The organism is Nocardia cyriacigeorgica (assembly GCF_005863245.1).
Lineage (GTDB): Bacteria > Actinomycetota > Actinomycetes > Mycobacteriales > Mycobacteriaceae > Nocardia > Nocardia cyriacigeorgica_C.
Window position 1 is genome coordinate 344,407 of the sequence record NZ_VBUT01000001.1, and the last position, 14,872, is coordinate 359,278.

Sequence of the window (14,872 nt, forward strand, 5' to 3'; positions counted from 1 at the left end):
GAGTCACCTGACACCGGACGAACTGCATCATCGAGTGCATGCGGCATGGCTGCTCTGGCACTCGTCTCCGCGGCAGCGAACGGAGGTCGGTGCACTTCTTCCGGACCTGATACGGCAAGCACATGCGTGCGTTCGGACGAACGCAGGGCAAGAACGGAGACGTGCGGGTGCTGCAGCCGGAGACCTGTATCGACTCGTCCAGCGGCTTCTCGCTCATATCTGTGAACCTGAGTTGCATGCGCTTGCGGTGGAGCGTGGCCGAGTGATGTCCGAGGAAGCGGATACGCCACTCGCGCGCGCATCTGCGACCTGGTCGTCGGCAGTCAGCCTCTGCGCGTCCGGGCACTACGAGGATGCTGTTCAGCTCGTGAACATGGGCACAGACCTTCTCCAGCCCTTGGTCGAGAACGGTTCGCCGCAGGCCATGGGGATGTACGGCGCGCTTCAGCTCGAAGCTGCGGCAGCGTATGGGCTGGCGGGGCGTGACGGCGACGCATTCCGATACCTCGACGCGGCTGAAGAGACCGCGCGGCGATTGCCGGATGGCTACTGGCACCCGCAGACGGCGTTCGAGCGTGGGAATGTGCAAATTCTTTCCGTCATCGTCAACAGATGTCTTCGCAAGACGGGCACGGCGATCAGTGCCGCTGCCCGGATCGATCTGCCGGCAGTGCCTTCGGCGTTGCGTAGATCGCGCCTGCTGCTCGAGATCGCCGAAGCGCTCGCCGACCGTCGTGAGTTTGCTGCAGCCGTGTCGAATTTAGAAGCAGCGGCAAGGATATCGACCGAAGCTGTAGCCCTCATCCCATGGGCACGCTCCCTTGCCGACGAATTGGAAGCGAACACAACAGGCCTGGAACGGCGTCAGGCGTCCGAACTGGCTGCACGGTTCAAGTCCGTTGACCTGGCCTGAATGAAGGGGGACAATCAGTCCCCGGCGGACTGATCCAGTCGACATAGCGTCGTGGAATGACCACACGAACGACGACCGAAATGGCATCGGCAGCACAATCATTCCCGGTCCGCTCGATTGCGTTCCTCCGCTCACGCTCAGTACTCCCACGACGCTTGCGCCTACATCGCGTGCCGAGCGGATGTGGCGGAGATTTACTAGTCGCCCGCTCGGCGGCGTGCCCATGGTCGAACGATCTGACGACCTTGAAGCGACTTGCGACCGCGCTTCGAGGATGGTCCGGAGAGTCGATCCCGAACACCCCGAGCCAGGGGCACCTGGAGGCGATTACGTCACTCTTGATTGCCGATAGCACGCGGGCGGTGATCCTGGCTCAGTTCGAGCCAGGTGATGAGCTGGGCGTCGAGAAACTGGCAGCGAGGACTGATCTCACTGTGCGTGCAGTCCGCAGCGTCTTGGACGACTTGGCTGCCGCCGACCTTGTGGTGCCGGTACTGGGGAGGCCTCGCTGGAAGCTGACTACCCGGGGTGTCCTGTGGGTAAAGACCTCAGCAGGCCTGTCGGCAGTCGAGTTCGGTCGGAGCTAACGTTGAAGCCGCGTGCGCTTGGCTATCTGCGGGCAGACCGATCGGTGCCCAACCAGCTGCGAGACGAGGTGCAGATCCGAAGTCTGGCAACGCGTTATGGATACTCGCTGTGCAAGACGATCGTGTTCACCGCCTCGACTCCGGACCCGATTCAGCAGCTGATCGAAGCCGTTCGCCGGGCAGACGCCGAAGCGGTGTTCATTCCGAACGTGATGCATTTCGACGGCCTTGTTCCCGTCGAATTGGTTGCGGTTGCGGATGTGGTGACTGTGCGGCCCGAGGAAACGTTCGCCCGATGGGCGACTGGCGAGGTCCACGGGTTGGACGGCGTGTCGATCAAGCGACCGGAACCATAGCTGCCGCTCCTGGTCGGCAAGGGTTTCGGCTCTCCCGGTGCCGGAAACTGACGAAGGCACGGGCCCACCGGGTCCGTGCCCTCGTCATCTCAGCGTGCAGTCATCGTCATGCTGACCATGCGTTGATCTTCTCGCAGCGGTCTCGAGGTGTCCCCATCCGGTGCGATCACGATGTAGCCCAGCCGACACAGAGCGTCAGCCGCGGTTTCTGGTAGGTCGCGGATAGCGGCGCGGAGTTGGTTCCGGCGCCATTCGAGACGGCCGTTCCGAACGGCGGTACGCCAGTTGTTTCGGCTGGCGAATCCGCATTCCAGAACTACGAACTCCACGACGTCCTCGAGGCAGAGCCGGAACCGATCACCGCCGACCGGCAAATGCAGCGATTCCATGCTGTGCGGCGATCCGTGCCCTGTCTGAGAGAGGAGATGCGACAGGGCTCCGCGATGCGCGTGGACTTGGATATGCGCGCCCGGCTTGCTCGCGTGATGTTCTCTGTCGTATTCGAAGCGAATGATCGGAGTCCGGTCCACTTCCGCGACGAGCACGAACTTCGACTCCTCGACAGCGAGATAAGTCTGACGCGAATCTTGACAGAAGCGATACTCGACGCGGAGGCGGGCCAGAACTCTCTCGCAGCCGGACGCGTACAACGGAACATTCGCTTTGGCTACCGAGCGTGCCTCACCGTCCCTGTGTAAGACGGATGTGGTCGGCGCATCATCAAAGACCGCCTGTAGCAGCTTGTCGGTTTGTGCGGCGAAGGATTCGACTTCGGTGTAGAACTCCCCCAGCTCCATACGGGCGCTACGCGCGGTTTCCCAGGAGAAACTCGATGGACTGCAGATCTTCCCAATCGTTCCATTCATTGCCGACCAGTGAGTAGCTACTGGCCTTCTCCCGGAACTGCTCGAGACTCATCCGAACCCGCGCGAGAATTTCATCGCGCTGCTGCTTCAGCTGTTCCACGGTGTAGCTCTTGACCTGAACCATGACCGCCCTCCCCTCTCGGATACCGCTTGCTTCAAGGGTAGTCGACGATCAGTGCGTATGGCTCAGAATTGCTCCTTCCTCAGCTGACGAGGAGCTCCGTGACCCGCCGGTTCAGCAGCCCGTCGACCAGGGCGTTCAGGCCTTCGGTGTAGGTGTCCTCGGCCGCTACCATCAGGAAACGGGGGCCGAGGTCGGTCAAGCGCGGTAAGGCCTGTGGGCCGAGGTCGGCGAAGATCTGTTCGCGGTAGGTAGGGCGGTCTTCGGCGGCTCGGTGATGATTTCCACGATCCAGGGCTGCGCCGACAGCGCGTCGTGCACGGCGGTCGCCGCCGCGCGCCTAACGGGTGAGGTCCTCGAAGCCGATCTCACCGAGAATCACGTGCTCCAACCGCAGGAAGCCGTCGCGGTGCAGGCTGTGCAAACGATATTCGGCCGCGTGCGCGTCGAGGCGGAACTCGCGCACCTCCTCGATCTCGAACTTCGGGTCCAGGCTGATCACCAGGTAGAGCGGGATGCCCGCCCTGGCGTACTGCACCTTCTTGTCCAGCAGATCTTCGGCAGCCGTCGACGGCGAGGACACCTCGACCACGATCAGCGCATCGCCGGCCTCCGGCTTCGCTCCACGCTCGGGCAGGCATCGGTAGACGATCACGTCGGGACGGCGGAAGGTGAACTTCGGAACCCGCCACAGCACCATGTCGATGTAGGTTTCGACGCGCATGCACGGTTCCGTGCTCGGAAGTTGTTCCAAGGCTCCGGCCAACCGGCGCGCGACTCGATTGTGCTCGGGCACCGGCGACTCACAGATGATCACGTGACCGTGGACGACCTCGACTTCGCGAGCGATGTCCGCGGGCAGCAGCCGGTACTGCTCCTCGGTCATCTCATGCGGCAGGTCATACGACGGATTGATCGTCATGCTCGAAGCTTATTGGCTGGTCGCGCCCCGGCTGAGCAGCTAGCCGACCCGTCGGTTCAGCAGCCCGTCGACCATGGCGTTCAGGCCCTCGGCGCAGGTGATCGAGAGGGCCAGTACAGCATCCGAATAAACCAACAATGGCGAATCTGTTTCAGGTGGACCGAAGCAGGGGCACACGACGTCGAGATCGTCGACTATCACTGAGAGGAGGCAACGATGGCAACAGTCATGGACCCAATCCACCCGGGCGAGATTCTCAGCGAGGAGTACATGGAGCCACTGGGCATTTCCCAGAACGGCCTCGGGCTCGCATTGAACGTGCCGCCACGCCGGATCAACGAAATCGTGCTGGGTAAGCGCAGGATCACCCCGGATACCGCACTGCGGCTTTCTCGCTATTTCGGCACCAGCGAACGATTCTGGCTGAACCTCCAGGACCGGTACGACATCGAGGTCGCGCGAATTCGGATCGCCGACGAACTCGCCGCGATCCAGCCACTGAGGTCGGCCTGATCTCGCCCAGCCTCAGCGGCGGTGCCGCAGCCGCGGACGGCGAGGCCGGTCGGCATGCCACATTCCTGATCGTGGCGCGCCGACCGGCCTATCGCATCAGCAGCCGGTGCCGACGAAGTTGCCGATCTCGCAGATGGATTCGCTGCTCAGCTTCCAGGTGCCGTCGATCAGCCGCCACGACATCGGGAAGGTCCAGGGCTCATAGCCTTCGGCGGAGGTGAGCAGGGTCGCGCTGAGGGTGTCGCCGTTCTCGGAGACGGGGCCGATCACGTCCCAGCGGAAGGTCGGCGCCATCGCCATCAGGGCGGCGGCGCGATCGAAGGTGGGCAGGCCGGCCTCGCCGGTCTCGAGCTCGGCGGCACGGGTGGCGCGCGCGGCGTTCACATCGAAAGCCACCGCGAGCTTTGCCCGGAGTTCGCCGGTGCCGAGGGCTGCGGTGCGCGCCGGTGCGGTCAGCGGCGCGGCCTGGGCGATCGAGGTCGTCGCGACGGTACCGAGGGCGCCGGTCAGGCCGGCGGTGGCCAGGGCGAGTGCGCCAAGCTTCAAACGGAGGCTCATGTGTCTATCCAATCTTTCCGTGCCGGGGTCGTCGGGAGTCGGCACGCCGTCACTGTAAGGTAAGCCTATGCGAATTTGAAGTCCGCGCACCCGGCGGCCTCACACATCACAGCGGTTCTTCCCCAGGTCACGGCCGCATCAGGCAAGCATAGGATCGAGTAAGGTTACCCTATGCTAAGGTCGCAGGGCTGGTTTCCGGCTCCACCCGCGATCTGCGCGATGGAGGACGGCGATCGGCACAGCGATTACCGGATGCAGGAGCCGTGTCATGCCGAAACCCCTTGGCTGGATTCGAAAATTCCATAAGCCAGCTGCGGAAAACAGCCCGCTGCTACTGATGTTCCCCCACGCGGGCAGCGGCGCCTCCGCTTATCGCACCTTCTCCAAAGCGCTCAGCCAGCACTTCGAGGTCATTATTTTCCAATACCCCGGACGGCAGGACCGAGCCGGTGAGCCACCCGCCGAGACGATTCCCGAACTGGCCGCCGGAGCTTTGAGCGCGTTCCTCGAATCGGAATACCACCGTGGCGAACCGTTCTCGGTCTTCGGGCACAGCATGGGCGCGGTGACCGGATTCGAATTCGTCCGCCAGGCCGAGGCGGCCGGGCTCCGGGTCGAACTGCTCGGCGCGTCCGGTGCGGTAGCGCCCGTCCATGTCGCGGACATGCCCCCGCACCCGACCGAGGACGAACAACTGCTCGACCACCTCGTTGCCCTCAACGGCACCGGCGCCGACGTGCTGGCCAGCCGCGAGGTCATGCGGATGACGCTGCCCGCGCTCAAGGCCGACTATGCCGCCTTCGACCGCTACCAGTGTGGACCGGAGGTGAAGATCCAGGCCAGGATGCACATCCTGGGCGGATCCGATGACGAACACGTGACCGCCCGCCACCTCCAGGACTGGGCACAGCACAGCGATAGCGACGTCACCGTCAGCCTTTTCGACGGTGGGCATTTCTATCTGAACGACCATGTTGCGGGCATTACCGAACTGCTTGCTTCGGAAATCCTTTCCGCGAGATAGTTCGCGACCCGCACGTAAGGCTTGGTATGGCACGACCGTTTTCCGAGGACGCTGATCCGGTGGTGATCGCCGGTACGGCGATCGAGGCGCCGGGGGGCGTCGACGACCTCGACGATTTCTGGGCCGCACTTGCCGGATCACGCGAATTGCTGGGGCCATTCCCGCGTGACCGCGGCTGGCCGCTGCGCGAGATCTTCTCCCTCGACCGCACCGAGGGCTGGGGCGCAGTTCCCGACTCCGGTGGATTCCTGCACGGTGCAACGGAATTCGATCCGCAATTCTTCGGCATCACGCCGCGTGAGGCGATCGCCATGGATCCGCAGCAGCGCGTCGCCCTACGGGTGGCCTGGCGCGCCATCGAACATGCCGGCATCAACCCGGCCGAGCTGGCCGGATCCGAGGTCGGCGTCTTCGTCGGCGGATCCGTGACCGAATACGGACCGCGCGCCGCCGAGGTCAACGAGTTCTCGGGGCACCGTGTCGTCGGCACCGCGCTCGGTGCGCTGTCGGGCCGGATCTCCCATGTGCTGGGGTTGATGGGGCCTTCGGTCACCGTCGATACCGCATGCGCGTCCTCGCTGACGGCGTTGCACCAGGCAGCGGCCGCGATCCGGGCGGGTGAGTGCGACTGGGCGCTGGCCGGCGGGGTCTGTGTGATGGGTTCACCGGGCGCGTTCTACGAGTTCGCGAAGAACAATGCCCTGGCCACCGACGGTCATCTGCGTGCCTACTCGGCCGCGGCGTCCGGGACGGTGTGGGGTGAGGGCGCGGGCATGGTGGTGCTGGAGCGCGAATCGCGTGCGCGGGCCGAGGGCCATCGCGTCTACGCCAGGGTGCTGGCCACCCGGGTCAACCACAACGGCACCGGCCCCGCCATCGCAGTACCGAGCGCAGCCGCACAGGAAAAGCTGGTGCGCGCGACGATCGCGGCCGCCGGTATCGATCCGAGCCTGATCGGACTGATCGAGGGGCACGGCACCGGCACACCCGTCGGGGATCCGCTGGAGCTGGCCGCGTTACGCGACACCTACGGAACCGATCCTTCCCGCGGGCCGAAGCTCGGATCGGTGAAAACCAATCTGGGCCACGCACAAGCAGCCTCGGGCGCGCTCGGCTTGATCAAGGTCCTGTTGTGCGGGGCCAACGGCCAGATCGCACCCACGCTGCACGCGGACGATCCCACGCCCGCCATCGACTGGGACAGCACCGGTCTGCGCTTGGCCACCACGCTGGAACCGTGGCAGGCCACCGACGGCTACCGCTATGCCGCGGTGTCGTCGTTCGGAGTCGCGGGCACCAACGCGCACATGATCCTGGCCATGCCGCAGCTCGACGACTACCCCCAGCGGGGCGACATGCCGGAGGTCTCCCATGCCTGACTACCGTCTGCCCAACGGCACCACACCGGTACTCGTCGCGTCCGATACCGCAGAGGGTGTGCGCGCCGAAGCCACTGCGCTGCTCGACTACCTGCGACAGCGTCCGCACGTGTCACCGGACGCGGTGGCGGACATGCTGTTCCGCAGCCGTCCCGCGCGACGCAGGCGCGCGCTGGTACAGGCGGGCTCCCGCGACGAGTTACTCGCGGCGCTGGCAGCGATCGCCGCCGACCGGCCGCATCCGGCCGTGGTATCCGGTGCCGCGGCACCACGCCGCATCGGCTTCGTCTTCCCCGGACAGGGCAGCCAGCGTCCCGGGATGGGCAAGCTGTTCTATGACGCGTCGCCGGAATACCGCGCCGAGGTCGACGCCTGTGCCGCGATCCATTTGGAGCGCTACGGGCACAATCAGCCGTTGGCCTATCTGCTCGGCACCGAGGGCGGCTACCAGGACATCGTCTGGGAAGTCCAGCCCGCGCTGATGTTCCACATGGTCGGGCTGGCCGCGATGTGGCAGGCGCACGGTGTGCGTCCGCGCGCCACCATCGGGCACAGCCAGGGCGAGTTGGCCGCCGGCTGGGTCTCGCGGGTGATGACCCGCCGCGATGCCGTACTCGCGGTGACCCACCGGGCGCGCCTGGTCGACGACCTCGTCGAAGAGGGCCGCTACTCGATGGCGGTGCTGGGGATGGGCCGCGAGGAATGCGAGGCGCTGCTGGCGCGTAACTCCGGCTGGGCGGAGCTGTCGGTGGTCAATGCCGCGCACATCCTGGCCATCGCCGGTGACCGCTCCACCATCCTCGAGATGGTGGAAACGGCCTCGGCGCAGGGGAAGTTCGCCAAGGAGATCAAGGTCGCCTACCCGGCCCACACCTCCTATCTGATCGGTGTGCGGGAGGAGATGGAGTCGATGCTCGGCGACGAGATGAGCTCGCCGACCTTCGCCCCCACCGAGATCACCTGCTACGGATCGACTCTCGGCGGCCCGATCACTCCGGATGTCACCCACCAGCAGTACTGGTACTGGAATCTGCGCAACCGGGTGCGCTTCGACCGTGCCGTCATCGCGGCGGCCGCCGAGGTGGACACCTTCATCGAGGTCGCCGAGCATCCGACATTGCAGCTGGCGATTCAGGAGAACCTGGCCGCGGTACCGGGCGGCCCGCACGATTTCCAGGTCCTCGGCACCTCGCACCGCACCGCGACCGGGCTGGACGAGTTCACCAGGAATCTGGCAACGGTCGCGGTCATCGACCTGAACTACGACTGGAAGGTGCTGCGGGTGCCGGATTCACCGGTGCGGCTGCCGCTGCCGAATTTCCCGCACACCCGGATGAACCCGAGGCACCTGTGGGCGCCGTACCGGCCGGACGCGGAGGCGGCCGGCGCCGCCGAGGTCGCACCCGCCCGGCTGATCGAGCAGTGGACCCGGCTGACCCGGCGCACGATGACCCCCGCGCGCTCGCTGACCGTGATCGACCCCACCGGGCGCTGCGCGGATCTGGCCGCGGCGGTGCGAGAGCGCGCCGAGCGGTACGGCGCGACGGTGACGCCGTTCGAGGGCGAACCCGTCGACGGCGCGAACACCGTCGTGGTGCTGTTGCCGCCGAGTGTCGCCGACACCGAGTCGGCCGCCGTCGCGGAGTTCGCCGAGTTCGCGACCGATCAGCGATGGCGCGGCGCACTCGGGCCCGAAGTGAGCGAAGCCTGGCTCGTCACCGCGGGCGCGGAGGCGGTGACCGACGGTGATGTTCCCGGTTTGTCCGCGGCGGCCGCAGCGGCGGCCTTCCGCTGTGTCGCGCTCGAGCACATCGGCGTGACGTTCCGGCATCTCGACCTGCCCGCGGATTACGCGGACAACCCGTTGAAGACCTCCGCCGATCGCGTGCTCGAGGCACTGCACCTGGCGGGTGAACCGGAACTCGCGGTGCGCACCGGCCAGCTGCATGCCAAGCGGATCGTGGTGGCCGACGAGGCCGAGGCACTTGAGCCGGATCTGTCCGAGGTGCTGATCCTCGGCGGCACCGGGCATGTGGGCCTGGAGTTCTGCGCGGAGCTGGCACGCGCCGGCGCCGGGCGCATCACGCTGGTGAGCCGGCGCGGGGAGACGCAGGCCGTCACCGAGAAGCTGCGCGCTGTTCGCGCGCTCGGCGGCACCGACATCGACGTGGTGCCCGGCGATCTCACCGATGCCGACACCATGGCGGAGCTGGCCGCCCGCTACACCGGCAGCCCTGTGACCCTGCTGCTGCATGCCGCGGTCGACTATGTGTATTCGACCGCCGCCGAGACCGACGTGGATTCGGCGACCAGATCGGCCGCGGCCAAGGTGACCGGTTTCGCCGCGGTGCTGCGGGCATTGCCGCTGGCAGCGACTGCCACCGTCGTGCTGTGTTCCTCGTTCGCCGCCTCCTTCGGCGGCTGGGGTCAGGCCCTGTATGCCGGTTCCAACCGGATGCTGGACGCGATGGCGTGCGCGCTGCGTGCCGAAGGCCAGTCCTGCGCTTCGGTGCAGTGGGGCCTGTGGGTGCTTCCCGCCGAGGCCGACGCCGCCGTGCACGCCCGCATCGAAGGTTCGGGTCTGCTCCCGATGGATGCCCGCGCGGCCGTCGCGGCGGGCCTGGCCGAGCCGAACGGCAACAGCCTGGTGCTCGCCGCCGACTGGGCACGGATGCGTGAGGTCGCCGAAACCATCGGATTGGACGGGGTTTTCGCACCCGCCTTCGACGCACTCATCGCCGCCGCACCGCAGCCGGCACCGGCCGCCGCGCAGGCGGCCGCTGCCGCGCGGCCCGCACCGGAGCCGGCGCCGTCGATCACCGCCGAACGGGCACCCGCACCGGTGGAGCAGGATTTCGCCGAGCTCATCCGCCGCGAACTCGACCGGGTGATGATGTCCGACGGCAGCGACCGGATCGACGGTTCGGTTCCGCTTGTTTCGCTGGGCATGGACTCGCTCCAGGCCCTCGACCTGCGCAAACGACTGAAGGCCGAACTGAATCGGGATCTGCCTGTCGCCGCCATCCTCGGCGGTGCCTCGCTGGACGAGGTCGTCTCACTGATGTCCGAGAACGAAGGCTGAGGAGCCCGACTGCCATGCCGGAAACCCAACAGACCCGCCCGCGTATCGAGGACGTGCTGAGCCTGAGTCCGCTCCAGGAGGGCTTGTTCTCGCTGGCGAAGGTCGCCGAGGCGGCCGACCTGTACAACATGCAGTTCGTCATCGAGATCGGCGGCCCGGTCGATCTGCCGCTGCTGCGTCGCAGCGCGGAGGAGCTCCTGCGCCGTCACCCCAATCTGCGTGCGGCGTTCTGGGACCGGGACGTGCCCAAGCCGGTCCAGATCGTGCCCGCCGCGGTGACGCTGCCGTGGTTCGAACGCACCGCGGGCGAGCACGAGCTCGCGGCGATCATCGAAGCCGAGGCGCGGCACAGCTTCGATCTGGCGCGTGGACCCGCGCTGCGCATCGTGGTGGTCAGCCCGCCGAGCGGGCCGCGGCGGATGATCGTCACCGCCCACCACATCCTGATGGATGGCTGGTCACTCGGTGTGTTCTTCCGCGAGCTCTTCGCGATCTACCAGGCGGGCGGATCGTCGGCGGCGTTGCCCACCCCGCGGCCGTACCGGGATTACATCGGCTGGCTGGCCGCCCGGGATGCCGACGCCACGCTGCGTGCCTGGTCGCAGTACCTGGCCGACGCCGAACCGCTGATCGTCGCGGACCGATCCGATACGCCGGTGAACACGATCGTGCCCGCCGTCGAGAAGGTGGCGCTCGATCGCGCCACCACCGAGCGGGTGCAGCTGTGGGCGCGCGCGAACGGGCTGACGATGAACACGGTGGTCCAGTTCGCGTGGGCGGTGGTCCTGGGCCGCCTCACCGATCGGCGCGACATCGTCTTCGGTACCACGGTTTCCGGCAGGCCCGATGAACTGGCGGACGTCGAGACCATGATCGGCCTGTTCATCAACACCATCCCGGTACGGGTGCGGCTCGATCGGCTGACCGGGCCGGCAGGCCCCGCCTGCGCGGTGCTGCAACGTGATTCGGCGGCGATGCGCGAGCAGGGGTACGCGAGCCTGTCCGCCATTCAGCGGGCCGCCGGGCGCGGCGCGTTGTTCGACACGCTGTTCGTCTACGAGAACGCGCCGGTCGCCGATGTGCTCCAGGAGACCGGCACCGCCGACGGCACGACGTTCCGGCCGGTCGCCTCGGAAAGCATGACGCACTATCCGCTGGCCGTGGTGTCGTATCTGCTCGACGGCGAGCTCACGGTGGTGATCGAGGCGGTGGCCGACATGCTCGGTGAGATCTCCCCCGCCGACCTCGGCGCCCGGCTGGTCTCGGTGCTCGGTCAGCTGCCCGATCTCGGCGAGGCCGGCCATGACGCGATCGACGTTCTGCTCCCCCATGAGCGTCCGCGCCCGCCCGCGACCCCGGCCGCCGACGTGCTCGGCGTCACGGTCGCGGAGCTTTTCGCACGTCAGGTTGCGGCGACCCCGGACGCGCTCGCGCTCACCACCGAGCGAGAGCGCTACACCTACCGTGAATTGTCGGAGGCGGCGCTGCGGGTGGCCGGCGGCCTGGCCGCGCGCGGGATCGGGCCGGAGGACGTCGTGGCGCTGGCCATGCCGCGCTCGGCGCGTTCGATCATCGCCATCCTCGGTGCGCTCGCGGCCGGGGCCGCCTATGTTCCAGTCGATGTCGCATTGCCCGCGTCGCGTGTCGAATCCATTCTCCGGCAGTCGAATCCGGTACTGGTACTGACCGACGACGCGGCGGTCGCGTTGCCGGACACAGTGCCGGTGGCCGCGTTCGAGGCGGTCGCCGCCGCCGCGCCGCTGGACGCGCCGCGCGCCGGTCACCCGGATCAGTGCGCCTATCTGATCTTCACCTCCGGTTCCACCGGGGAACCGAAGGGCGTGATGGGCACGCACGCGGCGCTGGCGAGCTATTTCGCCGACCATCGCGACCGTGTCTACCGCCCCGCCACCGCGCGGCTGGGTCGGCCGTTGCGCATCGCGCACGCGTGGTCGCTGAGCTTCGACGCGTCCTGGCAGCCGATGATCGGCCTGCTCGACGGTCATGCGATCCACCTGTTCGGCGCCGCCGACATGCCCGATGCGCACCGGCTGGTCGCGGGTATCGCCGCGCACGGCATCGACATGATCGACACGACGCCGTCGATGTTCGCGCAGCTGGCCGCGGCCGGACTCGGCGAGAACGGAACGGTCCCGGCCGTGCTCGCACTCGGCGGGGAAGCCATCGGCGCGCACCTGTGGCGGCAGCTGTGCGCGCTACCGGATACCGCTGTGCACAACTGCTACGGCCCGACCGAGACGACGGTCGAGGCGGTGGTGGCCGCGGTGGACGATCCGGACGTGACACCGTCGATCGGTGCGCCGACGACGGGAACCGCCGGATACGTACTGGATTCCCGGCTGCGTCAGGTGCCCGACGGCGTCATCGGCGAGCTGTACCTGTCCGGCGCCCAGCTGACCCGCGGCTACGCGGGCCGGCCCGGCATCACCGCCGACCGGTTCGTCGCCGACCCGTACCGCGCCGGTGCGCGCATGTACCGCACCGGCGATCTGGTGCGGCGGCTGCCGTCGGGCGATCTGGCCTACCTCGGCCGCGCCGACGATCAGGTGAAGATCCGCGGCTACCGGATCGAGATCGGCGAGATCGAGGCAGCGCTGCACGCGCTACCGGGTGTCCGGGAGGCGGCGGTGATCGTGCTGCGCCGGCCGAACGGGCCCGTCCTGGTCGGGTTCGCTGTCGGCGCGGACGGTGAATCCGCCACGCTGCGTGGCGCATTGGCGCAGCGGCTGCCGTCCTACATGGTCCCGCACCGGGTGCTCGTCATCGACCACCTGCCGGTGACCGGCAACGGCAAACTCGACGCGCGACGCCTGACCGAACTGGCCGCCGACGCCCTGGACAGCGCGACGGTCACGGTCGCGCCGACCACCGACACCGAGCGGGCGCTGTGCGCGACCGTCGCCGAACTCACCGGCGGCGGCGAACCCGGAATCGATGACGACCTGGTCGATCTCGGGCTCGACAGCATCGTCGCGATGTCGCTGGTGAACGCCTTGCGCCGCAAGGGGTTCAGCGCCACTCCCCGGCTGGTGCTGGCCTCCGGCACGATCCGCGCGCTGGCCGCCGCCATCGACGCGGGCGCGGGCGCCGAGCACACCGTCGCGACCGCCGGGTACGGCCCGGTGGGCGTCACCCCGATTTTGTCGTGGATGCACGAGTACGGCGGCTACCGCAGGCTGGCACTGACCACGCTGCTCGAGCTGCCCGCCGACATCGACCACCCGCGACTGGTCGCGGTGTTGCAGGCGTTGCTGGACGGCCACGACATGCTGCGGGCCCGCTTCCTGGAGACCGGCGGCGGCTACGACGTCCGTACCCGCGAACCGGGTGTCGTCAGCGGGGCCGACATTCTCACCACGGTGCCCGCCGGACCGGTGCTCGCGGCAACGGTGTCCGAGCAGGCGTGCGCGGTCGCCGACCGGATCGATCCGCTCACCGGTGATCTCGTCCGCGCGGTCCGGCTGACCAGGACCGACGCACCGGACCTGCTCCTGCTGCACGTGCACCACCTGGCGATGGACCCGGTGTCCTGGCACATCGTGTGCGCCGACCTCGCGGCCACCTGGGAGCAGCTGAGCACGGGTACCCCGATCGCGGAACTCGACGCGCCGGTCGAATACACCAGCTACCGCGCCTGGGCCGCGCGCACGCGTGAGCGCGCGAGCAGCGCCGAGGTGCAGGCGCAGCGCGACTACTGGCTGCGCCAGGCCGAGGGCACCGATCCGGTGCTCGGGTCGCGCCTGCCGGACCCGTCCCGCGACACCTGGGGCTCCTACCGCGTGCACCCGGTGCTCACCGACGCCGCCACCACCGCCGCCGCGCTCGGCGCCCGCGATGTCGACGTGCGCGCGTTCCTGCTGACGGCGCTCACCCTGACCCTGAGCACCTGGCGCGCCGAACGCGGGCAGGATCCCGCCGCGGGCGCCTACCTCGCCATCGAGGGGCACGGCCGGGAGGACGCGCTGCTCGGCGACGATATCGACACCACGCGGACCGTCGGCTGGTTCACCAGCATCTACCCCGCCCGTTTCGGCGTGGGATCGGACCTGAATACCGGTACCGCCGAACAGGACCCGGCCGCGGCCCGCGCACTGCTCGATGCCGTTACCGCCACATTGGAGCAGGTCCCGGCCAACGGCGCCGACTACGGGGCACTGCGCTACCTGGCCGCCGACTCCGGCCTCGCGGCCATACCGCAACCGCAGATCCTGTTCGACTACATCGGCCGACTGGATCTCGCCGGTGCGGGCACCTCGTGGGCACCCGTCGCGGACCTGGACCTGATCACCGCGTTACCCACCGCACCGGAACCCGATTTCCCACTGCGACACGCGTTGGACGTGATCGCGGGCGTGCAGCCGACCGAGACCGGACCACGGCTGGTCACGCTGCTGCGGTGGAGCGATCGTCTGCTCACCCGGCCGGAGGTCGAGCGACTCGCACAGATATGGGAGGCCGCCGTCGCGGCACTGGCCGGCGCACTCGCGCCGGTAGGTGTCGGCGGGGCGACTGCCGAGGCCGTCTGAGGCC

11 protein-coding genes and 1 pseudogene are annotated in these 14,872 nt (G+C 67.9%); 8 read left to right on the plus strand and 4 right to left on the minus strand.

Features of this window, described 5'->3' with window-relative positions; all coding sequences use genetic code 11:
- The first annotated feature begins 265 nt into the window (after window positions 1-265).
- The gene (locus FEK34_RS30555) at window positions 266-913 is read left to right on the plus strand and encodes a hypothetical protein (protein WP_249358741.1); all 648 of its coding nucleotides are present in this window, start codon (window positions 266-268) and stop codon (window positions 911-913) included.
- 589 nt (window positions 914-1,502) lie between these two features.
- On the plus strand, window positions 1,503-1,856 hold the full coding sequence (locus FEK34_RS01575; protein WP_249358742.1) for a hypothetical protein: 354 nt from the start codon (window positions 1,503-1,505) through the stop codon (window positions 1,854-1,856).
- Window positions 1,857-1,945: 89 nt separating this feature from the next.
- Here FEK34_RS01575 and FEK34_RS01580 read toward each other — a convergent pair whose 3' ends face one another.
- The 3 genes from FEK34_RS01580 to FEK34_RS01595 form a co-directional block, all read right to left on the minus strand.
- Window positions 1,946-2,653, minus strand: a complete 708-nt coding sequence (locus tag FEK34_RS01580; protein WP_212748679.1) for a hypothetical protein — start codon at window positions 2,651-2,653, stop codon at window positions 1,946-1,948.
- Window positions 2,654-2,660: 7 nt separating this feature from the next.
- Window positions 2,661-2,846, minus strand: a complete 186-nt coding sequence (locus FEK34_RS01585) for a hypothetical protein (RefSeq protein ID WP_138446074.1) — start codon at window positions 2,844-2,846, stop codon at window positions 2,661-2,663.
- 337 nt (window positions 2,847-3,183) lie between these two features.
- Window positions 3,184-3,765, minus strand: coding sequence for a Uma2 family endonuclease (locus tag FEK34_RS01595; RefSeq protein WP_138446075.1), 582 nt, complete (start codon window positions 3,763-3,765; stop codon window positions 3,184-3,186).
- A 93-nt stretch (window positions 3,766-3,858) separates the two neighbouring features.
- Between FEK34_RS01595 and FEK34_RS31340 the strand changes: the two are divergent.
- Both FEK34_RS31340 and FEK34_RS01605 read left to right on the plus strand, forming a co-directional pair.
- Window positions 3,859-3,969, plus strand: a pseudogene (locus FEK34_RS31340) (type II toxin-antitoxin system RelE/ParE family toxin); the annotation flags it as partial.
- Window positions 3,970-3,981: 12 nt separating this feature from the next.
- Window positions 3,982-4,278: a HigA family addiction module antitoxin gene (locus tag FEK34_RS01605; protein WP_138446077.1), complete on the plus strand. Its 297-nt coding sequence runs from the start codon at window positions 3,982-3,984 to the stop codon at window positions 4,276-4,278.
- A 96-nt stretch (window positions 4,279-4,374) separates the two neighbouring features.
- On the opposite strand, the gene FEK34_RS01610 is transcribed toward FEK34_RS01605, so the two are convergent.
- Window positions 4,375-4,836, minus strand: coding sequence for a hypothetical protein (locus FEK34_RS01610; RefSeq protein WP_138446078.1), 462 nt, complete (start codon window positions 4,834-4,836; stop codon window positions 4,375-4,377).
- A 268-nt stretch (window positions 4,837-5,104) separates the two neighbouring features.
- Here FEK34_RS01610 and FEK34_RS01615 point away from each other — a divergent pair, with 268 nt between their 5' ends.
- From FEK34_RS01615 to FEK34_RS01630, 4 genes are read left to right on the plus strand one after another with little or no spacing between them, the layout of a single operon-like run.
- Window positions 5,105-5,860, plus strand: coding sequence for a thioesterase II family protein (locus tag FEK34_RS01615; RefSeq protein ID WP_138446079.1), 756 nt, complete (start codon window positions 5,105-5,107; stop codon window positions 5,858-5,860).
- A gap of 26 nt (window positions 5,861-5,886) precedes the next feature.
- Complete coding sequence (locus tag FEK34_RS01620; protein ID WP_138446080.1) at window positions 5,887-7,239, plus strand: polyketide synthase; 1,353 nt, start codon at window positions 5,887-5,889, stop codon at window positions 7,237-7,239.
- Window positions 7,232-10,321, plus strand: a complete 3,090-nt coding sequence (gene nbtC, locus FEK34_RS01625; RefSeq protein WP_138446081.1) for a nocobactin polyketide synthase NbtC — start codon at window positions 7,232-7,234, stop codon at window positions 10,319-10,321. Before FEK34_RS01620 ends, nbtC begins: the two co-directional genes overlap by 8 nt.
- 14 nt (window positions 10,322-10,335) lie before the next feature.
- On the plus strand, window positions 10,336-14,868 hold the full coding sequence (locus FEK34_RS01630) for a non-ribosomal peptide synthetase (RefSeq protein ID WP_138446082.1): 4,533 nt from the start codon (window positions 10,336-10,338) through the stop codon (window positions 14,866-14,868).
- Window positions 14,869-14,872: the final 4 nt, after the last annotated feature.